The sequence below is a fragment of the Methanobrevibacter sp. genome, assembly GCF_030539555.1.
In the GTDB taxonomy this organism is placed as follows: Archaea; Methanobacteriota; Methanobacteria; order Methanobacteriales; family Methanobacteriaceae; genus Methanocatella.
In genome coordinates this window covers 14386-37553 of the sequence record NZ_JAUNXX010000013.1, presented here as the reverse complement: position 1 = coordinate 37553, position 23168 = coordinate 14386, and the positions used below count along the sequence as shown (strand labels likewise).

Sequence of the window (23168 nt, the reverse complement as noted above, 5' to 3'; positions counted from 1 at the left end):
ACACTTCAAAGTTGAAAATTGCTTCAGTTGTATCATTAATTTTTTTAACTGCCCCGTGGTCTGGAATTATCAGGTTGAGGGATGCTTCTTTTATTTGTCTGATGAGGGGATTTTGAGTATTGCGATTATCACTAAAACCCCAGATGATTTCTTGGGTGTTGTACTTGTCTTTAACTGCAATATCGTGGAATTCGACAAAGAAGGTTTTTAAATAATGGCCGATTGATTCTCCATTTTTATTATTTATTGCTGCAGTTGTTTCTTGTACGGTAAATTCATCATTTTTTTTAGCTTCGTTTTTTCCATAGTTGATGCAGTATCCATTGTATCCATCATCGAAAGTGATGTTGTAGTGACCTTTTTCATTGGATTTTACTTTTTCGCCAACTCTGCTTTTAGTTTCATCTTCACTGCTTTCATTTTCACTTTTTTGGTTGGCTTGATTTTCATTAATTGTCTCGGTCTGTTGGGGGTTGGTTGTATTTGTAATCTCTTCTCCGGTAGTGGCTTCTGCTGAAACAAAATTTGCTCCGGATGTAATTATTAGCATTAATGTAAATAGTGTAATTATACGCTTTTTCAAATTTTTCACCTCTTATATTGGGTAGTATTTTCGTTGTAAGAGGTTATATATAAAGTTAAAGTAACCAATTGCTCACTTTGTATTTAGTTAATCATTTAATCAAATATAATAGCTTAATTCATTCAGAATACTTTATTTGATTTATAAAATTTAATTCGGAAGTCAAATAATCTTTTTCGAATTAAATTTAAAATTAATATATAATAAGAAACAATAGTTTATCATGAAAGTATTGGCTAACTTTGAAGATAACAATAAAATTCCTTCAAATTCATCACTTGATGCATTGCTGGGTGGAGGTTTTGAAAAAGGCACAATTACTCAGATATTTGGACCGCCTAGTTCTGGTAAAAGTAATATTGCTTTATCTCTAGCAGTTAATGTTGCAAAAAACAATAGGAAAGTAATTTACATAGATACTGAAGGAGGAATTTCAATTGATAGAATTAAACAAATTTCAGGATCTGATTTTCCAAGGGTGGCCAATAATATAATTGTTTTTGAACCGACAACTTTTCTGGAGCAAAATGATAATCTAAGATCAATTGATGTTTGGCTTAGAAAAAATCATGAGGATGTGGATTTGTTGGTCCTGGATTCAGCTGTTGCATTGTATAGGGTGGATGATATGAAATCTGCTAAATTGAATAAAGAACTGGGAAAACAGATGGGAATCCTATCTAAAATTGCAAGAACCTATGACATTGCAGTTGTTTTAACAAATCAAATTTACAATGCCTTTGATGATGAAGGAAATAATGATATCAGGGCAGTTGGAGGAACTATTCTTCAGTATTGGAGTAAAGTCATACTGCAACTAGAACGTGGCACGGAAATTGATCAGAGGATAGCCACATTAATTAGACATAGAAGTATTCCAGAAGGTAAAAAAGCCACATTTTCAATAACTTCAAATGGAATTATTTAGGTAATTTTATTAATAATTAATAATAAATATTTATTTTGGAATTGTTTGAGTGATAATTATGAGGGAAAAGGATTTTGATATTAAAAACCCGAAAAAAAAGTTTCAAAAAACTGAAAGGGTGCCTCCTGAAGGTTATGATTGTGCAAATGACTTTTTTGAAGATATGTATATGGATAAAGATATGATTTGGATGGGTCAAAATACAAATCATTTGCATGGCGATACCATAGCTGATGCTATGATTGATGCTATTCGTGAAAAGACATATTGCAAATATCCCGCCCCTGAAGGATTCAGTGAACTTAAACAATTGATTTTAGATGATTTGGGTTTCAAAGATTTGGAAGTTTTATTGACATCCGGTGCAACAGAATCTTTATATTTATGTATGCAGGCATTATTGGAGCCGGAGGATAATGTGATTTTATCTGATCCTGGATACTTTATTATTGGAGACTTTGCTAATCGTTTTGCAGGTGAAGTGAGATATGTTCCAATTTATTTTGAAGAAAATAACTATAAATTAACTCCAAAACTTTTGAGAGAAAATATGGATGAAAATACAAAAATGGTTATTTTAATCGATCCTTTAAACCCATTAGGCTCTTCATACACTGAAGATGAATTAAAAGAATTTGCAGAAATTGCAAAAGAAAACGATTTATACTTATTGCATGATATTACTTACAAAGATTTCGCACGCGAACATTTCCTGGTTGAAAACTATGCTCCTGGTCAAACATTAACAATTTACAGTTTTTCCAAAATATTCGGAATGGCAGGTTTAAGAATTGGGGGAGTGGTATCATCAAAACCTATCATTGAAGCAATTAAGAATGCTGTTGTCAATGATTTGGGAGTAAACATCATTTCCCAATATGGTGCAATTGCAGGTCTCAAATCAAAGTCAGAATGGTTTGAAGACATGCGTGAAACCTGTTTTGAAAACCAGAGATTGATCAATGAGATGATTGAACCGATTGAAGGAGTTTTTTTACCAGTGTATCCATCTGATGCAAACATGATGGTAATTGACTTGTCCGGTGCGGGAATTGATCCGAAATTAATGTCCAATTATTTGATTGATAAAAAATTATTCACAAGAGAAGGAGAATACACTTCAGAAGATTTCGGGGACAGATACTTACGCATAAGTTTCTCAATTCCAACTGAAGAAATCAAAGTATTTTGTGAAGAATTCCCAAAAGCTGTTGAAGCTTTAAGAAAATGATTAATGCTACTTTTGAGAGGTTCAGATACCACAAACCTCTTCCTAATTTTTATAAAATTGAAAATCCATCAAATCCTAAAACAGAAGTTTCAGAGGATTTAATCAATAAACTAACTGATTTGGTTTTAAAATATAATTTCACTGGAATTAGCTATTCCAAATTATCCGAGAACTTTAAAGCGGAATTTGACCTTGATATGGATAATGTAATTATTTTTAAATTTCTCATGGGTGAAAATCTCATCAATATGGATCCTTCAAAGGAAAAATGCAAATTAATGGATGATGAATTTCAGGAATATGGGGTTCATGTATATGAATTTGCAGATTTTTTAAGAGAAAATGGATTTCAGGCTGATTTAATTCATCCGTTGCATGATAATTTAAGTTTAAGGGCAATTGCATTGCAATCAAATGAATGTGTAATTACTGGAAGTAATATGTGTCTTTTTAAAGATGGATTGCATAACGGTTTTTTCATGATTCACACTTCAATTGAAAATCTTCCTTTTAAAAAGGAAAATGATATGTTGTGGGTTAGTGATTTCTGCTCCACATGTGGCATTTGTATGGACAGATGTCCTGAAAATGCATTTGATGAGAATGGAAAATTTTTAAGAAAACTTTGCACTGCACATAGGAAGGGCTGTAATGAATGCTTATTGAGATGTCCATTCTACAAGAGGAGTTATGATAAAGTTAAGAAAAGATATGAAAGAATGAAAGCGAGGCAAAAAAATGAGTGAAAAAATAGCTTTAGTTTCATGTAGTGGATTAAGTCCGTTAGGTTTAGTTGTAAGGGCGGCTAGTGTTGAATTGGCTTTGGAAGAAGAAAATATTGTTGCAGCATGCATAACAGAATATTCTGCACAACCAAATAATTGTTCTCCAATTTTGGATGATGCAAAGATCGTCACTATAACTGGTTGCAGCGATGACTGTGCTTCAGTCATATTAACTGTTAAGAATATTGCTGCAGATAGTGTTGTTAAAGCTTATGACCTAAATCCGTTGGATGCTGTAAGATTGGATGAGGATGGTGAAAAGGCAGTAAAAGTACTGAAAAAATATATTTTAAAAGAATTGGAAAATATTTAAAAAATAAAAAATTAAGGGAATATTTAGTCAGATAAGTAATAATATTCTCCTTTTTCTTTTTGCTCACGATCTTTATAACTGTCGAGTTTGTTAACTCTTGGTCTTTTTGTTTCCTTGTCTCTTCTGAATGTTATGTTCAGATTTCCTAAAAATTCATTCATGGCGCTTCGAAGGTCGGTTGGTTTTGACGCATGACCGTTTAAACCTGGAGTACCATTGAAAACCATCGCCCTGTCAGAGATATAATCAATAAATACGATATCGTGGTCCACAATAAGTGATGCTGTATTCCTGCTTTCAATCATTTTACGAATTACTCTTGCAGCTATTAATCTCTGTTCCACATCTAAAAATGCTGTAGGTTCGTCAAAAAGATATATTTCAGCATCTTTTGCAAGTGTTGCGGCAATAGCCAGTCTTTGAAGTTCTCCTCCACTTAATCCTTTAACGGGTTTGTCAAGCATATCATTTAACGTAAGCGGATTCATTATTTCACTTTCAAAGATTTTGCTTCCAAAGCTTGGGGCATTCATATATAAAAAGTCACTTACAGTCCCTTCAAAGTCTGAAACAATGTATTGTGGTTTGTAAGCTATTGTCACTTCTTCATCCACTTTGCCTGTTGTCGGCTCTTCAACTCCTGCAAGCATTTTGGCAAAGGTGGTTTTACCGATACCGTTTGAACCGAATGCAGTTACGATTTCATCGTAAAATATTTCTCCGGCATCTGCACTTAATTCAAATCCGTCATAGCTCTTATTTAAATCAGTATAGCTTGCGAGTGCATCTCCTTCATCTTCCGGTGTTGGGGGTCTGATGGTAAATTCAATAGGATTTCTTCTAATTCTCACATTCTCTTCTGCTAAAAATCCATTTATATAAGCATTAATACCTAAACGAACACCTTTTCTTCCGGAAACAACACCGTATCCTCCAGGTTGTCCGTACAATATGTGGATGTTATCAGATAGAGCATCCAATGTTGCAAGGTCGTGTTCAATTACAAGGACGCTTTTTCCTTCTTCTGCAAGTGAACGAATAACTTTAACAGCATTTAATCTTTGTGAGACGTCTAACCATGATGTCGGTTCGTCAAAGTAGTAAAAATCTCCTTCCCTAAGTATTGTTGCAGCAATTGCAACTCTCTGGAGTTCTCCACCACTCAGATTTTCCATTTTACGATTTAAAACATTTTCAAGTTGCAATTCTTTTGTAACATAATCAAGTTTGTCCCTTTCATTAACGTTGGTGAGCAAGTCTTTAACTTTGCCTTTCACAACTTTTGGAAGTTTATCGACCATTTGAGGTTTTAGAATGGTTTTGATATTGCCTTCTGATAAATCTTTGAAATATTTTTGGAGTGCTGAGCCTTTATAAAACTCAATTACTTTATCCCAGTTTTTGGGCGGATTTTCCCAATCTCCAAAGTTTGGTATTAAATTTCCGGATAGGATATTCATTATTGTGGATTTACCAATACCGTTCGGACCCAAAAGCCCTAAAACCGTACCTTCTTCCAGTGCGGGAAGACCAAATAATTCGAATTGGTTTTGACCAAATCTATGTATCGGATTGTCTGCAGCTTCGGGCAAATTAATAATTGTAATAGCATCAAATGGGCATCTATTGGTACAAATACCGCATCCTTCACATAATTCTTCAGATATCAACGGCTTTTTTGAATCTTCATCAATTACTATGGTGTCTTCTTCCATTCTGACACCTGGACAGTAATGTATGCAAAGATAGTCGCATTTTTTGGGTTGACATCTGTCTTTGTCTAAAATTGAAATACGAGTCATTATTATCTCCTTATATTTATAACATTAACATTTTTGTTAATTCTATTTAATTAAATTATTGATATTGAACTTAAACTGGCGTTTCATTAATGGAAAGTATATTTTTTATACTTGAATATAATAAAGTTATTAATGATAATATGAAACAAGCAATGATTGTAAGAACAGATTTAAAAATGCGCAAAGGAAAGATTGCGGCACAGTGTTGTCATGGTTCCATTGGTTCTTATAAAAAAACTGATTCCAAAAAGATTAAAAAATGGGAAAATGAAGCTTATGCTAAAGTTGTTCTAAAAGTTAAGACTAAAGAAGAATTACTGGAACTCAAAAGATTGGCTGATGAAAAGGGCATTTCCAATTATTTGGTAATTGATGCCGGAAGAACTCAGATACCTACATCAAGCATTACAGTTTTGGCGCTCGGTCCTGATGAAGATGAAATAATTGATGAAGTGACTGGAGATTTAAAACTTTTATAGATTAACTATCATTTAATGAAAGCTACTTTTAATTTAACAGGAGTTGTGATAATATCATAAAACAGATTGTTAAAATTGGGGGAAGTCTGTTTCCAGATTATGCAATTGATTTGGCAAAAAAATTAGAAAACACCAATTCGGTAATTATTTTGGGCGGTGGGGAATTCGCCAACCTTATTCGCAAATATGATGATGAACAATATTTTTCAGATGAAGTAAATCATTGGACAGCTATTGATTGCATGGACATAATAGCTAAACTTGTAGATGATAAAGTTGATTCCGCAAAATTGGCTTATAGTATAACAGATGTTAATGAGATATCTAATGAAGGTTTTACTCCTATTTTTGCAGTTTCTGAATTTTTAAAAAACGAAGATCCCTTTGAATGTAGCTGGGATGTTACTTCTGATTCAATTGCAGCATACATTGCAAATTTATTAAATGCGAACCTTTTTATAGTAACAAATGTAAATGGTATATATACCCAAGAACCTAAAGAGCAGGGTTCAACATTCATAAGTAAAATCGATGCAACAAAATTACTGACTTTTCAAGAGTCATCGATTGATGTAATGTTACCTTCTCTTTTATTAGAGTTTGGGACTGATTGTTATGTTGTGAATGGAAAGTTTCCCGAAAGGGTTTTATCTCTTATAGATGATAATATAAATGATTATAACTTCGATTACACAAAAATAATAGGTGAATAAAAATGAAAACTGTAGAATGCATTTCATGTAAACAAGAAATTCCATTAACAGGACCTTTCGTAGAATTTGAATGTCCTATTTGTGGAGCAAAAATAGCAAGATGTGAAAAATGCCGTACCTTTGGTCACGCTTACAAATGTGAATGTGGTTTTGAAGGACCATAAATTTTAAAATGGAGGAATTAGAATGGGTGAAGTATTAACAACTATGAAAATCATGCCGGACAGTCCGGACATTGACTTGGAAACTATTAAAGAAGCAATTAAAACCTCAATGCCTGAAGGCGCTGAAATTCATGAAATTTCTGAAGAACCAATCGCTTTTGGTTTAGTAGCTGTAATCTTGCAATTCATCACTGAAGACGGTGAAGGCGGATCTGAAGCTGTTGAAGAAATGGTTCAGGCTATTGATGGCGTAGCTAGTTTTGAAATCACTGGCGTTGGAAGATTAATGTAATTGTCTTTCTATTTTTTTACTTTTTTTCTATTTTTTTTGCATTCCGAAACATTTATATGTCTGTTTATACAACCTGTTATATAACACGTGATATATTATGGTATGGTCTCATTTTTCAGTATGTTTTCACTAAATTTTTTAGGTTAACCTAAAAATTATAGAAACATTTATATGCTATAACTTACCAAGTAATAAATAGTGATGTGGATTTAGGCACAACTAAATTTTTGTGTCACAAACATTACTCTCAAAACATGTTATATTATTAGTCAAATAATATGCAATCTCCAAAATTATATTAGAATATTAAATTAGTTTCCACAATTTTCTAATTTAATATGATTGGAAAATTCTTCTGCCAAAATTTTCCAAAAAAAGTCTTTGGTGTTTAAAACTCCTCAAATAATTAAACACCATTATTATCTCTTTTTTTTAGGATTAATTTTAAATGATTATGTTGTTTTTTTTGTTTTTGATTAAATACATTACTTTATTTTTAGTAAAATTTCTTTTAATAAAATTTAAGTATAATAAAAACGATATAAATATTTACTTATTATTGTAAAATTGTGTAGGTTAGAGTATGAATAGAACAAAGAAAATCATATTGACTATTTTAATTGTTGTTCTCATTGGTTTAGCTGCAATAATTGGTAGTGTTTTATTCATGGGTGCCAACTCTGAATTGTCCAAAGGAGACAAAAGCATATTGGTGTGTGCTATTGATGAAAGTGAAGACAGGCCTGGAATGGGGGCCTGTGACATGGCATTCATCGTTCACTTGGATAATGGTACTCTGATAAGTTATACTCCGTTCTATCCTGGAGGAATGACACATCCAAACGCTACTGAACCTCAAGAATATCAACAACAAGGTGCAGGATCAAGATTGCTGATGCACGATGCATTCTACGATTCGGACAATGCCAAAGGAATGCAGCTTGCAAAGGAAATTGTTGAATTCCGCAGCAATGAATCCATTGATAATGTTGTGGCAATTAATACTGCTGCATTGGATGCGATTCTTAAGGCTGCAGGGCCATTGGATATCAATGGTACAACAACCAGTGCAAGTGGTATTGACATTATTCGTGAAGAGGATGGAAGTAATGGTGTTTCTAGAGGAGATGCTGTTATGAACATTGTTCGAGCAGCAGCTAAAAAAGCCGGTGATTCATCTACAAAATCAGAAATGGTAAATGCTGCAATGGATCAATACTCAAAAGGAAACATTATCATGGATGAAGATGGTGCTTTTGTAGGATTACTCGCATCAAAAGGAATTGAAAGCCTATTTGGCTCATAATTCCTTTTTATATTTTTTTCATATTTTAGGTTCTAACTTTTTGATAAAGATTCCCATCATCATGATTACCAACGGGAAAAACAATGAATAAATCAATAGTAAAAGATTTCCGGATATTATGTCTCCCATTACAGTTGAACCTGCCATCAACATTATTAAAATAATCACAGGTGCTAAAATAGCCACAAATGTGTAAATCAGAATAAAAGAATTTAATTTTTGCGAATACTCTTTTAGTTTAATTTGGGTTTCAAAGGAAATGTCTTTTGCAATGATGTCCAGTGTATTTGCTAAGTTTCCGCCCACTCTTAATGTTCCGATAATCTGATGGATTGTTCTGCTAAGCCCTTCTGAGTTAACTCTATGGGACATATCTATAAGCGATTCTTCGGTGGGTTTACCATATTTTATCTCTTCTAAAGATCTGGTAAACTCCTGTGATAGCGAACCATAATTTGCATTCTTGATGGTGGACATGGTATCGTGCAAGCCTTTTCCAGATTTCAATTCAATTCCCATATGTCTTAAAGCATATGGAAGTTCCTGATTTAAATCTGAATAACTATTTTTCTGTCTGATTTGAGGGTAATAAATGATAAATGTGTAAATCATTGTAATGACCACTAGAACGATTCCTCCTATTTCAAAACTGAATAAATATGTTATAAGAATTAAGAATATGATTAGGACTGCAATGGTTCTCTTTTTTAGCAGGTGTATTATCAGTTCATCTCTGATTTTGTCAAATTTTCCGCTTTTCTTTTTAGCTGGTTTTTCTGCTTCATAATTAAATCTGGAGAAAAGTTTGAGATTTAATTCATTTTTAGTTTCATTCTTTGGAGTAATCTCACTTAAAGATAGATTTTTAAAGGAGTTAACAACAAACAGAAATGTGCCTCCGACTGCAATAAAAAATTTTTTAAAAATAATATCACCTGTTTAAAGCTATTCTGTCTAAAACTTTTTCACAGTCACTATAATACAACTCTAAAACTGCATTAACTTCATTTACCGTGTGCAAATCATGTGTTATCATATGTTTCAGTACGGTTTCCCGATTCTCGATTTCTTTATTAATTTCGTACAACGATTTGCCACTTAAAGTAGCGATTTGTGATAATGTTTTGCTGGATATGCTTATGTTGTTGATTATGTCATTTTCAGGATTCCATTCAAAGATTTTATTTAATTGGATAACTCCGTCCTCAACGCCGACTACTTCAGCAACTTCACTTATTCTCCTGTATGATACTCCTGATGTTGAATAAATCCTCTTTTGCATTATAATAAAATCAATTGCCTGAATCATTATCTTTGGAACGGACATGGGCGATGTTGTTAATCTTGTAATTGTTTCCCTTGCACTATTCGAATGGAGAGTTCCAAATCCGGAGTGTCCGGTATTTAAAGCTGTAAATAATGTGATTGCTTCTTCGGCTCTAACTTCTCCAACGATTATTCTGTCTGGGCGCTGTCTTAGAGAATTCTTAACTAAGTCATTCATGGTTAGTTCGCCTTTATTCTCAACATTTGAAGGCCTTGTTTCCATTCTTATTACATGTTCATGGGGAATCTGAAGTTCCAGTGTGTCTTCTATTGTGATGATTCTTTCCTTGGGATTAATAAATGATGAGAGGGCATTCAATGTAGTTGTTTTCCCGGAACTTGTTCCTCCGGATATTATTGCATTTGCCGATTTAACTCCGAGTCCGTCGATACATAACCATAAAAATGCTGCCAATTCAAGAGAAATTGTTTTTGAATTTATTAAATCAATGATGGTCAGAGGGTCCTTTTTGAATTTACGGATTGTAAGAGACGGACCATCAGCCGAAACCGGGGGGATGGTTGCATTGATTCTTGATCCGTCATTTAATCGCCCATCTAAAATTGGTGATTCCTTGTCAATTCTTCTATTAATTTGCCTGGCCATTGAATCAATCAAATCCAGCAGTTCCTGCTCGTCATCGTATTTTATGTTGGTTTTCATCATCCCGTATTTTCTGTGATAGACATAAACAGGTTTTCCGATACCGATTATCATGATTTCTTCAAGCTCATCATCCTGGATTAGTGAATCGATTTTCCCATATCCGATAATGTCTCTAAGTAACTTCTGTGATAGGTCATTCAAATATTCCTTTGATAAGTTAATGTTTTGATTTTCGCTAGACAACTTATTGAATAAAAATGCTTGGATGTCATTTAATAGCTTTTCTTCGTTTGGCTGGAAATTTTCGCCGGAGGATATGGCCAAATCAACTAAGTTTTCACGTATTTCATCCAAAAGAATTTTTTCTTCGGGGGTGTAATTTTGCTTTACGATGTCATATTGTGGTATGAGTTTATTATTGCTTTGTGTATTGTTGTTTCCCATTTTTAAAACCTACCTGTTGTTTTTTTTCATATTTTTAAAATTGGTAATACTAATTAATATAGTTTTTATTACTTTCAAAATCATAATTACTAACTTAAAACAATACTTTAAATATACAACAATTGTGGTGTGCTATTATGATAAGTAAAGAGAATTTGGATGAAATGATTGAAGATATTTGGGAATGTGAAAATTGTCAGGATATTCAAATAAAAAAATTTTCACCAATTAAAGATTGGAGTGGTTTTGAAAGTGTGGATGATAATTTCAAAAGATGCAGTTGCGGAAAAAGACCAATTGATGTTGTAATGGCGCATATTTTAAAGATAATGATTGAAGAGGAAACAGTCCCTCAAAATGCAACACTCAGACGCAACTCTCCGGTTCCATTGTCTAACTTTTATTACAGCAGTTTAAATCCACAATTTATTAAGAAAGGGAGTCTGATATTGCTGCATCCTGATTTTACAGAGGAGGTTGCTTCAAGATTAATAGGTGAAGTTTCTGAAGTGGCATGCATCTTAAAGGGAAGTCCGCAGGATACTGCTGGGATGCTTGATAAGGATTCGAACATTAACCATTTTGAAATTTTGGAGGGTGATGACACTCAAATAAATGTCATGAGGACATTGATTGGCGATAGGATAACTCTGGTAAAAAATCAGGCCAGACATCACATTGAAGTTGCAATGACCACCGAGCAAAAACTGGTTCAATTGCATAATTATCTAAACAACAACGATATTAAAAAGGGTGTGGCGATTGATGCGATGTGTGGTTTGGGAGCATTGGGGATATATATGCTTAAATGCGGCTTTGAAAAGGTAATATTCAATGATATCAATCCCGAAATGATTGGTGCACTGAAAGTTAACTTGGAAATTAATGGAATAACAGATAATTTTGAGATTTTCAACGAATCATTTGAGGATTTAAAAATAGATGAAAGTGATTTTTGTGTGATTGATGCATTTCCAAGTGCAGATACCTCCAAGATTAAAGAAAAAGCAGAAAAAATAGCAGATAACGTGTTGATTATCTAGCTATATTTTGTTATTTAATTTTAAAATCATAGTAAACATTTTTTCAATGTCTTGGGGCATGTTTTTTTTCCACATTTCAAATGATGTGAAATGTTTTTGATTTAAATATTCCTGGCGAAACTACGACCCATAAATTCAACACCTTCAAAATTCATTATGACTTTTGTTGTATTATTATCAATATTTTTAAATAATTTTTCTATTTGTTGTCTAGAACCTAAATCTGTGCTGATTTCTTCTTTAAGGAATATTTCTTTTTCATGCATTTTATCACATCTCTTGATAATCATATTTTAAGTATTTGTACATGTCAATTTTTTCATATGAACATCTGCATATAAATGACAATTGCTGGAATAATTAAGATTCCCATCAGGTGGGACTTGCCAACACCAATGTAATGGGGCAGCATTCCCAATGCCGTTGATGTAATCAGAGCAAGTGTCATATACAAAAGGGGTGCTTGATAATAAAAGATAAAGATGTACAATATCAGAATCTGAAGTAAAACTACTCCGATTGATAATTTCTTATAATCAACTCCATCCATCAATCCAGAAAAAGAATCGCCTAATTTTAAAGATAGGACTAAAGAAATTGAAACTGAAATCAATGATGCAAAAATAAAAATCATCAAATGATTCAAGGTCATTTCAGATACCAGATACGACATATAAACAGCTATTCCGCTTCGAGGATTCCCAATAATGTAGATTGCAATCAATGAGAAAAGACAATCGGACACGTTAAGTCCGGATGTTGCAAGCAGGAAATTCACAGTATCGTCATCATCACTGTCACTTGCACCGCTTGCAGCCTGGGCTATGACAGTTCCCTGTGCAGGTCCGAATCCTGGGAGAAAGCCTAGAATTGCTCCGGTAATTCCTCCTGCAAAAATGCTTTTGAACTTGTTCAAATCCAAATTGAGCTCATAAAACTTGCTTTGGTGGGGAATTGTTGAGGAGTCATTTAGGCTAAACAATATTGTGCTTATTCCGAAAAGGCCTGAAAAAGTGCACATTAGAGATACTCCTGATGAAATTGGGGTTTGAAAAATTATCCAACCCAGAATTCCCGAAAGTATAAAAAGGAGCATTGACCATAAAAAGTCTCGAAGTGAGTTTGTTAAGCTATATGTCAAATAAATTGATGCAAATAATAAAATCATCCATGTAAACGGTTTTGTCAGGTCATGCAATATTGGAAGGGCAACTGCGAAAGCCGGAAGCATCACTATCGTAACAATGATTGCACCAAATCCTCCGACCGACACGATTCTTATGACCTCTTTTGATCTTCCTTGCAACACCATTCTGTGCCCTGGAAGTATTGATGTGGCAGTGCCTTCCTGCGGAACTCCTAAAAGCATGGAAGGTACAAATTCCATCAGGGCATGTGCTATTGACATCGCAACCATTAAAACACAAAGGAATTCCTGGGATAAGAATGTTAATAGAAAATTGGAAGAAGCAAATATGATTGCTCCGGCCGTGTTAACATGTATTCCAGGTATCATTCCTGTTGTGGTTCCTATTAAAATACCTATAAAACAAGCAATTACTAATTCTATCATAGCTATTAATTGTATAAACTACAATTTAAGCTTTGTTTAAGTTGTTATTGAATATTGCATTGATTTTAAAGAATTTGCCTTGTTATGGATTTCAATTTCGCTTTAAGATAATTCTGTGGTGACGGTTATTTGCTTTTTTTTCAAAAGTGTGATCTATTGAATTCCAATGATTTTAATGATAATTTGGAGAGAAGTTTGTATAAATCCTCTTTGGAAATGTCTAATTCTTCTTGAATCATTTCATCCCATTCTGCTTCTTTTTTTTCTAAAAATTGAGCAATTTTAATTCCTTTTTCGGTCAATTCAATTTTATAAGCTCTTTTGTTGTTTTCATCTACTTCTCGGGTAATTAATCCTTTTTCTTCAAAATCTTTAAAAGCTCTTGAAACTCCGCTTCTGTCCATTAGGCAAATCTTTGCTATATCAGATTGGTTTGTACCCATTTCGTGATATAAAAACATTAACATGTAATATTGGCTTGGCAATATTTCGGTTTCATTTTTAATATATTTGTTGATATAAAAATCGTGTGTTTTGGATAAAGAAATCAAATAACAAATTAAATAAGGGGATTCTTTCATTATGTCTTCATATTCTATCATCTAATCACCTATTAACTCATTATAATTTATTTTCAGAATAATATTTAAATGTTGCTTTATTCAACAGTTATCGAATGTATAAATATGATTAATAACAATATATTCACAAGCAGATGGTGATTTTCAATGAATAAAAAAATCATTATTATATTAGCAATTCTCTGTTTGTGCTTTCTTTTGGCTTCTCCAGCCTCAGCAAAAGAAAAATCAAAAGTTAAAATCAGTGCCGATGATGGATTTTCTATCTTTGGGGGGTATATTGAAATAAAACTGGTTGATAGTCATGGAAAAGATATTTCCAGTAAAGGGACTATTCACTACAAAATAACTGATGAAAACGGTTATTATAAATGGGCATATAAACCATACGGTAAAATCGTTCGCTTGAGATATGACCCTGGAACATATAATGTTGAAGTTAAATTTGATGGGGATTCTCACTATAAACCAGCTAAATCGACAAAAACAATCACAATATCTCAGGGATTATCCTTTGATGCTTATACTTATTATGACAATCATAATTGGGGTTTAAATCAAAGAATTGATGATTATATTGAGGATAATTATTGGGATGAGGAAATCTATGATGATGCTTCAACTTACGATGGTGAAGGGCCTTAAAATATTCTAAAAAAAGAAGGATATTGGTGTTTGAGACATATGGAGGAGATTCAAACACCAAACGTGTTTTTTTTTGGAAAATTTTGGCAGATAATTTTCCAAGATATTAAACTTGGGCATTATGTTAATGTTAATTCAATATTTTGTTTCTAAGTTTTTTTGGAGATTGTATTTTTTTGACTAATAATGTTTGTTTTCAAAGTAATGTATAGGCACAAAATTTAGGTATGCCTAAATTTACATCACTCAATTAAATGTTGGATGAAGTTATATATAAAGATTTCTATTTTTTAGGTGTACCTAAATTTAATAATGATTTTTCATGATTAACTATTTATATTGATGAAAATCAATACTAAAATGTGTTTAGGTTAACCTAATTTTTAGGTATTTATGTTTAAACTTAACTTGATATTTTGAAGATAAATGATGATGTTAAAAAAGAGGGGAATAGTTAATGACAAAATTGATTGTGGGATTGGCAGGAAACCCGAATGTGGGTAAAACTACTGTATTCAATCAATTAACTGGTATGCGCCAACATGTAGGCAACTGGCCGGGCAAAACTGTTGAAAGGGCTGAAGGTCACTTTTCACATGGAAGTTATGACTATGATGTTGTGGATTTACCGGGTAACTATGCATTAAGTGCTCATTCTATTGAAGAAATTGTTTCAAGAGATTTTATTGTGGATGATGACTCTGATGTTATAATCAATGTGGTTGATGCTGCTAATTTAGAACGTAATTTATACTTGACAGTTCAGATGATGGAGTTAGGTGCTAATTTGGTTTTGGCCCTTAACATGAACGATTTTGCAAAAAAGAAGGAACACATTATAAATATAGATTTGATGAGTGAACTTTTAGGTTTTCCTGTTATTGAAATTAATGCAAAAAATAAAGGCGGTTTTGAAGAGTTGTTAACAACCGTTGAAAGACAATCGTCAAAACCTATCGATACTAGTGCAAAGTTGGCATATGGTGCAGAATTAAAGGAACACCTGGCAGATCTTCAGGAACTAATTGAAAAAGACAGTGATTTATTGGATGTTCCTTCAATATGGACTGCAATTAAACTGTTGGAAAAAGATTCTATAGTAATTCAAAAAGTTCAAAAATCTTCCATGAGCTCCAGAATCATGGTTGAAGTAGATAAAGTAAGTAAACACCTTCATGATATATTTAATGAAGGTGCAGAAGAAGTTGTGGCTAATGCAAGATATGCATTTATAGATGGTTTAATGGCCGAAGCGGTTTCTAAACCTGCTGTTGAAAAACCAACAACATCAGATAAGATTGATAGGATTCTAACAAATAGGATTTTGGCTATTCCAATTTTCATTATAATAATGTGGCTGGTCTTTCAGGTGGTATTTGTAGTTGGAGCGCCTTTCCAGGAGTTAATAGATGGGTGGTTTACTACTCTGGGTGAAATTATTGTGCCACATATTCCAAATGCATACTTGGCATCTTTTGTTCAAAATGGGCTTATTGGTGGTGTCGGCAGTGTCTTAACATTCTTGCCTATTATTATTTTAATGTTTTTATGTTTAAGTATCTTGGAAGACTGCGGATATTTGGCCAGAGCAGCATTTACCCTGGATTTGGTTATGCATAAATTGGTCGGACTTCATGGTAAGGCGTTTATTCCAATGATTTTGGGTTTTGGTTGTGGTGTACCTGCAATCATGGCAACAAGAACAATGGAAAATGAATCTGACAGATTGCTTGCAATGATGCTTATTCCATTCATGTCATGTACTGCAAGGCTGCCGATTTATGCAATTTTTACTGCGGCATTCTTTGCAAACAATGAAGGAAATGTGTTGTTGTCAATTTATTTATTGGGTATTGTTGTGGCACTTATTGTTGCGGCAATTCTTAAAAGAACATTGTTTAAGGGTTTATCATCCCCATTCGTGATGGAACTCCCGTCATATAAAGTGCCATCTTTAAAAGGTGTGTTATTGCATACCTGGGAAAAAGTGAAAGGATTCATTAAAAAGGCAGGAACTATTATTTTGGCTGCAGTGGTCATTATATGGATTTTAAGCAGTTTCCCGCTTGGGGTGGCATACGGGTCACAGGAAAGTCTATTAGGTATTATTGGTACTGCAATAGCACCTGTTTTTGAACCTCTTGGTTTTGGAACTTGGCAGGCTGCCGTAGCCATTATTGCAGGTTTGCTTGCTAAGGAAGCTATTGTTGGTACTTTGGGAACTCTTGCAGGTCTTGAGGAAGATGATGAAGAAGGAATTACCAAGTTAGCACATGATGTTTTCACTCCGTTGTCATCATTTTCATTCATGGCATTTTCACTTTTGTATATTCCATGTTTTGCGGCACTCGGTGCGATTAAACAGGAAACAAATAGCTGGAAATGGCCGTTAACAATGAGTGCAATCACTCTTGTAACTGCATATATTGTATCCTTTTTAATTTACAATATTGGGGTGTTGGCGGGCTTCGGCTAAGATTGGTTTTTCAATTTTATTTTTTTAATTTTTAATAATTTTTAGTCATAACTAAATATTTATATATGGGTTGTGACAAATCATTAATTAAATATTTTTTAGCATACCTAAAAATTTATGGGTGATATCATGACAAAAACATTAAAAGATGCTAAACCCGGTGAAACAGTTACTATTGTTAAATACCATGAATCGGGGGATGTTGATTTAAGAAGACACTTATTGGGTATGGGTTTTGTTAAAGGGGCCAAAATTCAAATAAAAAAAGTCGCCGCTTTGGGAGACCCAATTGAAATGAGTATCAAAGGCTATGATGTTTGTCTTCGAAAAGAAGAAGCTGAAAATATTGAAGTAGAATGACTTCAATTTTTTTCAATTATTTTTTTTTAAACTAATTTTATCGGTGATGATATTATGAAATGTCGTATGTGCGGTTGTGAGTTTGATGAAACCAAGTTGGAAAACCGTGGTTGTGCTAGTTGCGGAAAACATAATTGTAATAGTTATCACTGTCCTAATTGCGGTTTTGCTAACTCTCCGGAATTGGATCAGGAATTTGAATTTATAACTAAACTTAAAGATAAGTTAAAAAATAGAAAAAAAGCTACAAATTAATCTTTTGTTGCTTTCAATATTTCTTTTACTGTTTCGTCAATTCCAATTTTCTCAGTATCAACATTTAATCCATTTTCTTTTAATGCATATAAAATTTCGGTTGTTACTGGTGCTTTTAAATGAGCTTTTTTCAGCAATTCCTTATCTGAAAATATTTGATGCTTGTCACCTTGGGCTATTATTTCGCCATCATATAACACGAATATCCTGTCAGCAAACTCATTTACCATTTCTATATCATGTGAAGATATTACAATACTCATTCCTTCACTATTGAGTTTATTTAAAATATTCAATACTTTATCAACACCTTCAGGGTCAAGGCCTGCAGTAGGCTCATCTAAAATCATTATTTCTGGCCTCATTGCAACAATGCCTGCAATCGCCACTCTTTTTTGCTGACCTCCACTTAGATGGTGCGGTGTTTTATCTTCAAATCCACTCATCCCAACCATTTCAAGAGATTCTTCGATTCTTTTTTCAATTTCTTCATATTCAAGACCTAAATTCATTGGTCCGAAGGCAACATCTTCCTTCACGGTTGGTGCAAATAACTGGTCATTTGGATCTTGGAACACAATTCCTACTTTTTGCCTTACTTTAAGCAGCTCCTCTCGCTCAAAAATTATCTTTTCACCATCCACTTCAACATGCCCTGAAGTAGGTTCGCTCAAACCATTAAAATGAGAAAATAATGTGGATTTTCCTGCTCCATTAGGACCCATAATAGCTATTTTTTCTCCTTTTTTAATCTGGATGTTTACATTTTTCAAAGCCTGTGTTCCATCATGGTATGTAAAAGATAAGTTTTTTGTCTCTAAATGAATGTCTGTCATTTTAAACCCCTAATTAATTGCTAAATTTTGGCCAATGTAACCTAATTGTCCGGAATATCTGAATAGTATGATTTCTAATAGGATTACGATAATTATTATTGAAATTAAGAAAAGATAATCACTTTTTTCAGGTGATTTTTTCTCATCAAACATCTCTGAGGCATCTGAAAAACCACGGCTCACCATACTTTTGTGAACTCGCTCACCTTGTTCATATGCTTTTAAAAACATCATTCCAACAGTATAACCCACCTGCTTCACTCTCCATTTATATGGGGTGTTTTTACTGTGAATATTGAAATTTCTGGATTTTTGACTTTTTCTGATTGCTGCAAGCTCATCAACGAATAGGAATAAAAATCTTACCATAATTGATAAAATCATTGCCAAATCCCTTGGCATTTTTAATTTTCTAAAGGAGCTTGCCATTTCCTGCAGGGGTGTAGTTGATGAGTATATGATGATGGTAGTTAATGATACAATCAGCCTGACAAATAAAAGTATTGCCCAATTAAGTCCCCCATCAGTAATATGCAACCATGAATAACTCCAAATTATGTTTCCTGGTTGGATGAATGGTTGAAATACAATAATTGCCCCACCAAAAGGGAGTAACATTAATAATCGTTTAAATGAATCGATATAAGATAAGTTTGCCATTTTTAATATTGCTAATAAAATAATCTCTAATATTATCGGTATAAAAAGTTCCTTTGAAACGACACAGACAAGGATTATAAAAACAGTGGATATTAATTTTATTCTTCCTTCCAAATTATGTATTGGGCTTTCCTTTGAGGCCAAATCATCAAATCTAATTATTTGTGTTATGTCTGCCATATTAATCCACTATTGTAATATTAAAAATTAGTTATATATTATTATTTGCTTATGTTTATTTTAATCAATTTCAATTATTTTTTAAAAAAAGTTGTAGAAATTAAAAAATTTAATTTCTACTTCTTACTACACTAGCAACTATATATCCTAATCCTAAGGTTACAATTGCACCAATTATCAGCGCAACTATTTGTAATGCTTGGTTATCAGGATCATTTGCAAATGCATAATCTGGGAAGATTGCATCAGGAATGCCTTTGATTTCTTCAATTGAGAAATCTTCTGCAAGTCCAGAATCTTCAGCAGATTTTTCAAGACCGTCTGGGTCACCAGATGCAATATATGGTGAAAGACAGCAGATTATAATGCAAATGACGACTGCTACAATAATTAAATATTTATCTTTTTGATCCATACTATGCATCTCCTTCAGTATTCCATGCGAGCAAGTCTGGTCTAAATTTGTCTAATGCCACAAGAACGATAACAGTAAGTACTGCTTCGATTATTCCAATAAAGAAGTGGTATAATACCATTGAAGGAATACCGATGTTTATTGGGAATGTTCCTGCGATACCCATTTCAATAGCACATGCAAGTGCAGCCAATACAGTTGCTAACCATGCTGCAACACCTGCTGCAGGGTATTTTCCAATTATTCCTTGTAATGTTTTAAAGGTGTATAATCCTACAAAACCTCCGATAATAGCCATGTTTAATACATTTGCTCCAAGAGCGGTAATCCCACCATCACCGAATATTAATGCTTGGATTAATAAAACTACTGTAAATACTAAAACAGCGGCTTCCGGTGCAAGGAATACAATAGCTACAAGAGCTCCTCCAACCATGTGTCCACTGGTACCAAATGGGATTGGCATGTTCATGGACATGATTGCAAAGATACCTGCGGCAAGGACAGCTAAAAGAGGTATACGTTTTTCATCTAAGTTGGATTTGGCCCATTTCACAGAGAAGTATAATGCAACAACTAAAATCACATAATATATGAGGCACTGTGCAATAGGTATAAATCCGTCAGGTATATGCAATTAAATTCCTCCATTTATCTAAAGTAATACTTTTTCTTTTTTCATTTATATAAGAAGTATTACGATTTAGTATTATTTTCGTTTATTTCTAATAATATCAAGTTATCTGGGAGTTTTATTAAGTATATTGGTTAATAAATCCGATATTTTGCTTGACATTTAATATTTTAAAAGTATTTCATTATATAAATGTTATTAAAGTAATACAAATTAGTATTATTTCTGGATTTTTGTAATACTTGAAAGTTAAAAAAAGACCTAATTTCTTGATTTTAGGATGCATGTAAAGTAAATAAAAATAGCGATTATGAAGTATAGTAAAACTTGAATATCCAAAATTCCGGTTTCAACACCCAAAATTGAATATGTCAAAATCAGGGAGTAAATTCCAATATAAAAGTAATCCTGAGTTATTTTCATAATTTTAAATCCAAGTCCCAAAATAAGTCCTAAAAGGCACATTTCAACAAAAACACCAACTTTTCCAAAATCAATTACCATTTGTCCGATTAATGTAGGGGTGATTGTTACTTCGCTTCTCCATGCAATGAGCTTTCCAACCAGCATTCTAGGTCCCAAGTCACTTCCGGGGATGGAACTTGCCAAAAGGTGACCATGTGTCAATCCGAAGGTTCCTCCAATGTAGTCTAGTAAGTTTAGAACATGCAGTGTAAAATCAGCCCGGCTTTGCAATGTGGAAAGGGGGTTGGTTGCTGAGGTTATTGTCTGCTCACCAAGTGACCTAAAATAACCTATTCCCATGATTGCACCTACACCAATTAAAGCACCAACAATAACTTCCCATGGTGAAACAATATTTCCATAGTAACCTATTATTATTATGATAAGAAATGATGCAAGTAGTGGTGTCCTATAACCTAAAGTCAATAATATTGCACAGTCTATTACCAACAATAATAAGAATCTGAATCTTACACGTTGGCGGATAATTTTACCATTTTGAAAATCTTTTAGGTAAGCACTTGCTATTAAACAAGTTGCAGGAATAATTAAAAAAACAGGCATTGTAAATGCGGGTTTTAGCAGATATCTTATTGAAGGTTTTAAAATTGGAATTCCGCCGACTGATGCAATACTTACAAAGAAGAATACTATGCTCACTAACATCAGGCAAAATCCGATGGAATAAATATCGTTCCTATTAAATCTAATTGTAATTTCAGCATTATTGTTGAGTAGAAATCTTGGAAGTATTTCAGATCCCATAAAAAAAGCAATAAATCCTATAAGTAAAGTTACTGCTAAGCTATTTGTCACGGATTTTATTGAAAGCAGTAGGAATATTGAAAATACTAAAATCACGATTAAAGGATTAAACAGATGATTTTTAACTATGTTGATTTTATTTAAAAAATTTAAGAAAGTTTCACTAGGGTATAATCTTTTAAAATAGCTATTGACCCATTGGTTTTCTATAAATGTTAAAATAGAAAAGATAGTTGAAAATAAAAAGGATTTATGAAACTCATAACTAATCTTATTTACAATTGAAGTTAATGTAGAATAAATTAAGCTCATAGATTACACAACTTAAAAATTTCTAATGCTGACTACTTCGTAGCTGTTTTTAATTGTATTTAATTGATTATCACTACAATTATAAATTCTGAGTGTTATTTCATCACTAATTCCATTGATGTTTCCTAAAATGGAATCGGCATCCAGAATATTTTCACTATTTGATTTTGTTAATTTTAATTTGGTGTTATAACCTGTGTCAATGCTTTCAATTGAAAGTCTTTTATCTTTGCTGTTAATTTTATTTGCAATTTCCTGCAATTTTATAGTATCAATGGAATCTGTTGATATCTCGGTTGAGATTTCATAATCTGTATTGTTGGGAATATCACTTACCAAATCATTTAATGAAGTTATATTCATAGGTTTCAATTTAAGCTCCACTAAATTATCATATGTGCTTCCATTGCTTTCAATGGACATGGTATTAATATAGATATCTGCTTCAGGAACGCTTTTATATAATCCAAGCAAATATGTCTGGCCTTCAGAATCAATCAGTACTTTGACATTGCTTCCACCGTTGTCATCTAACCATTTTAAAGTACCGTTTAAATCTACCTCTTCACCGTTACTTGCGTTAATACCATTAACGGAAACCATCATTATGTTCCCATTTTGGTAGTTTGAAAAATAGGTATCCGGTATTTTGCTGATTGTAGTGGCATCAAATGCGATTTTTTCAGTGTGTGATGAATCATCGGTTGTAATGTGTATAAATGCAAATATGGCTGCACATATTACCAATATTATTATTACATAGTCAACCAATGTAAATTTTTTAAGGATTTTTTTCATGTTGAATCATTCAATCTTCGTAAATAGCTCCAACAGGACAAACATCGACACATTCTCCGCATGAATCGCATTTGTCATTGTCGATAACTACGGTATATGCTTTTTTTGTAATAGCCTCTTCCATACAAACATCGATACAATCTTCACAAATTCCGCATTCTTCCATATCAATCTGCAATTAATACACCATTTATTTA

General features: G+C 33.0%; 28 protein-coding genes. 14 read left to right on the top strand and 14 right to left on the bottom strand.

The window, feature by feature from the left end; genetic code table 11:
• A partial coding sequence (locus tag Q4Q55_RS04500; RefSeq protein ID WP_303371628.1) for a hypothetical protein occupies nt 1-583 on the bottom strand: 583 nt, incomplete at its 3' end.
• A gap of 223 nt (nt 584-806) precedes the next feature.
• Here Q4Q55_RS04500 and radB point away from each other — a divergent pair.
• The 4 genes from radB to Q4Q55_RS04480 are packed head-to-tail and all read left to right on the top strand — an operon-like array spanning nt 807 to nt 3840.
• The gene (radB, locus tag Q4Q55_RS04495; protein ID WP_303371627.1) at nt 807-1511 is read left to right on the top strand and encodes a DNA repair and recombination protein RadB; all 705 of its coding nucleotides are present in this window, start codon (nt 807-809) and stop codon (nt 1509-1511) included.
• Between the two features lie 58 nt (nt 1512-1569).
• On the top strand, nt 1570-2742 hold the full coding sequence (locus Q4Q55_RS04490) for a pyridoxal phosphate-dependent aminotransferase (RefSeq protein WP_303371626.1): 1173 nt from the start codon (nt 1570-1572) through the stop codon (nt 2740-2742).
• Nucleotides 2739-3488 carry a 4Fe-4S binding protein gene (locus Q4Q55_RS04485; protein ID WP_303371625.1) on the top strand — a complete coding sequence of 250 codons (750 nt, stop codon included), beginning with the start codon at nt 2739-2741 and terminating at the stop codon, nt 3486-3488. The genes Q4Q55_RS04490 and Q4Q55_RS04485 overlap by 4 nt, the downstream gene beginning before the upstream one ends.
• Nucleotides 3481-3840, top strand: coding sequence for a putative zinc-binding protein (locus tag Q4Q55_RS04480; protein ID WP_303371624.1), 360 nt, complete (start codon nt 3481-3483; stop codon nt 3838-3840). Before Q4Q55_RS04485 ends, Q4Q55_RS04480 begins: the two co-directional genes overlap by 8 nt.
• Nucleotides 3841-3863: 23 nt before the next feature.
• On the opposite strand, the gene Q4Q55_RS04475 is transcribed toward Q4Q55_RS04480, so the two are convergent.
• On the bottom strand, nt 3864-5642 hold the full coding sequence (locus Q4Q55_RS04475; RefSeq protein ID WP_303371623.1) for a ribosome biogenesis/translation initiation ATPase RLI: 1779 nt from the start codon (nt 5640-5642) through the stop codon (nt 3864-3866).
• A 140-nt stretch (nt 5643-5782) separates the two neighbouring features.
• Between Q4Q55_RS04475 and pth2 the strand changes: the two genes are divergently transcribed.
• The 5 genes from pth2 to Q4Q55_RS04450 all read left to right on the top strand — a co-directional run bounded on the left by pth2 (nt 5783) and on the right by Q4Q55_RS04450 (nt 8596).
• Nucleotides 5783-6121 (top strand): aminoacyl-tRNA hydrolase, encoded by a 339-nt coding sequence (gene pth2, locus Q4Q55_RS04470; protein ID WP_303371622.1) that lies wholly within the window; start codon nt 5783-5785, stop codon nt 6119-6121.
• Between the two features lie 56 nt (nt 6122-6177).
• Nucleotides 6178-6834 (top strand): delta 1-pyrroline-5-carboxylate synthetase, encoded by a 657-nt coding sequence (locus Q4Q55_RS04465; RefSeq protein ID WP_368660136.1) that lies wholly within the window; start codon nt 6178-6180, stop codon nt 6832-6834.
• Nucleotides 6835-6836: 2 nt separating this feature from the next.
• Nucleotides 6837-6998 (top strand): zinc finger domain-containing protein, encoded by a 162-nt coding sequence (locus tag Q4Q55_RS04460; protein ID WP_116670085.1) that lies wholly within the window; start codon nt 6837-6839, stop codon nt 6996-6998.
• A gap of 22 nt (nt 6999-7020) precedes the next feature.
• Complete coding sequence (locus Q4Q55_RS04455; RefSeq protein WP_303371620.1) at nt 7021-7290, top strand: elongation factor 1-beta; 270 nt, start codon at nt 7021-7023, stop codon at nt 7288-7290.
• 583 nt (nt 7291-7873) lie between these two features.
• The gene (locus tag Q4Q55_RS04450; RefSeq protein WP_303371619.1) at nt 7874-8596 is read left to right on the top strand and encodes a DUF4012 domain-containing protein; all 723 of its coding nucleotides are present in this window, start codon (nt 7874-7876) and stop codon (nt 8594-8596) included.
• Nucleotides 8597-8614: 18 nt separating this feature from the next.
• On the opposite strand, the gene Q4Q55_RS04445 is transcribed toward Q4Q55_RS04450, so the two are convergent.
• Together Q4Q55_RS04445 and Q4Q55_RS04440 are read right to left on the bottom strand one after the other, a co-directional pair.
• Complete coding sequence (locus tag Q4Q55_RS04445; protein ID WP_303371618.1) at nt 8615-9208, bottom strand: type II secretion system F family protein; 594 nt, start codon at nt 9206-9208, stop codon at nt 8615-8617.
• Nucleotides 9209-9527: 319 nt separating this feature from the next.
• The gene (locus tag Q4Q55_RS04440) at nt 9528-10973 is read right to left on the bottom strand and encodes a CpaF family protein (RefSeq protein ID WP_303371617.1); all 1446 of its coding nucleotides are present in this window, start codon (nt 10971-10973) and stop codon (nt 9528-9530) included.
• 137 nt (nt 10974-11110) lie between these two features.
• Here Q4Q55_RS04440 and Q4Q55_RS04435 point away from each other — a divergent pair, with 137 nt between their 5' ends.
• Complete coding sequence (locus Q4Q55_RS04435) at nt 11111-12016, top strand: SAM-dependent methyltransferase (protein ID WP_303371616.1); 906 nt, start codon at nt 11111-11113, stop codon at nt 12014-12016.
• A gap of 101 nt (nt 12017-12117) precedes the next feature.
• Here the strand turns inward: Q4Q55_RS04435 and Q4Q55_RS04430 are convergent, their stop codons facing one another.
• From Q4Q55_RS04430 to Q4Q55_RS04420, 3 genes are all read right to left on the bottom strand, one after another.
• Nucleotides 12118-12282, bottom strand: a complete 165-nt coding sequence (locus Q4Q55_RS04430; protein ID WP_303371615.1) for a hypothetical protein — start codon at nt 12280-12282, stop codon at nt 12118-12120.
• Nucleotides 12283-12335: 53 nt separating this feature from the next.
• Nucleotides 12336-13589, bottom strand: coding sequence for a tripartite tricarboxylate transporter permease (locus Q4Q55_RS04425; RefSeq protein ID WP_303371614.1), 1254 nt, complete (start codon nt 13587-13589; stop codon nt 12336-12338).
• 140 nt (nt 13590-13729) lie between these two features.
• Nucleotides 13730-14191, bottom strand: a complete 462-nt coding sequence (locus Q4Q55_RS04420; RefSeq protein WP_303371613.1) for a MarR family winged helix-turn-helix transcriptional regulator — start codon at nt 14189-14191, stop codon at nt 13730-13732.
• A 126-nt stretch (nt 14192-14317) separates the two neighbouring features.
• On the opposite strand from Q4Q55_RS04420, the gene Q4Q55_RS04415 reads away from it, so the two are divergent.
• From Q4Q55_RS04415 to Q4Q55_RS04400, 4 genes are all read left to right on the top strand, one after another.
• Nucleotides 14318-14815, top strand: a complete 498-nt coding sequence (locus Q4Q55_RS04415) for a hypothetical protein (protein WP_303371612.1) — start codon at nt 14318-14320, stop codon at nt 14813-14815.
• 457 nt (nt 14816-15272) lie between these two features.
• A complete protein-coding gene (gene feoB / locus Q4Q55_RS04410) occupies nt 15273-17291 on the top strand; it encodes a ferrous iron transport protein B (protein ID WP_303371611.1) in 2019 nt (672 codons plus the stop codon).
• A 129-nt stretch (nt 17292-17420) separates the two neighbouring features.
• A complete protein-coding gene (locus tag Q4Q55_RS04405; protein WP_303371610.1) occupies nt 17421-17651 on the top strand; it encodes a FeoA family protein in 231 nt (76 codons plus the stop codon).
• Nucleotides 17652-17705: 54 nt separating this feature from the next.
• A complete protein-coding gene (locus Q4Q55_RS04400; protein ID WP_303371609.1) occupies nt 17706-17906 on the top strand; it encodes a hypothetical protein in 201 nt (66 codons plus the stop codon).
• Here Q4Q55_RS04400 and Q4Q55_RS04395 read toward each other — a convergent pair.
• From Q4Q55_RS04395 to Q4Q55_RS04365, 7 genes are all read right to left on the bottom strand, one after another.
• Nucleotides 17903-18742: an energy-coupling factor ABC transporter ATP-binding protein gene (locus tag Q4Q55_RS04395; RefSeq protein WP_303371608.1), complete on the bottom strand. Its 840-nt coding sequence runs from the start codon at nt 18740-18742 to the stop codon at nt 17903-17905. The two genes, Q4Q55_RS04400 and Q4Q55_RS04395, sit on opposite strands and share 4 nt — an antisense overlap.
• Before the next feature lie 9 nt (nt 18743-18751).
• Nucleotides 18752-19582, bottom strand: a complete 831-nt coding sequence (gene cbiQ, locus Q4Q55_RS04390) for a cobalt ECF transporter T component CbiQ (protein ID WP_303371607.1) — start codon at nt 19580-19582, stop codon at nt 18752-18754.
• Nucleotides 19583-19691: 109 nt separating this feature from the next.
• Entirely contained in the window at nt 19692-19997 is a 306-nt protein-coding gene (locus Q4Q55_RS04385; protein ID WP_303371606.1) for a PDGLE domain-containing protein, read from the bottom strand.
• Between the two features lies 1 nt (nt 19998).
• Entirely contained in the window at nt 19999-20634 is a 636-nt protein-coding gene (gene cbiM / locus Q4Q55_RS04380) for a cobalt transporter CbiM (protein WP_303371605.1), read from the bottom strand.
• Nucleotides 20635-20892: 258 nt separating this feature from the next.
• Entirely contained in the window at nt 20893-22173 is a 1281-nt protein-coding gene (locus Q4Q55_RS04375; RefSeq protein WP_303371604.1) for an oligosaccharide repeat unit polymerase family protein, read from the bottom strand.
• A gap of 12 nt (nt 22174-22185) precedes the next feature.
• A complete protein-coding gene (locus Q4Q55_RS04370) occupies nt 22186-22971 on the bottom strand; it encodes an adhesin (RefSeq protein WP_303371603.1) in 786 nt (261 codons plus the stop codon).
• 10 nt (nt 22972-22981) lie between these two features.
• Nucleotides 22982-23149: a 4Fe-4S binding protein gene (locus tag Q4Q55_RS04365; RefSeq protein WP_296880020.1), complete on the bottom strand. Its 168-nt coding sequence runs from the start codon at nt 23147-23149 to the stop codon at nt 22982-22984.
• Between the last annotated feature and the right edge of the window lie 19 nt (nt 23150-23168).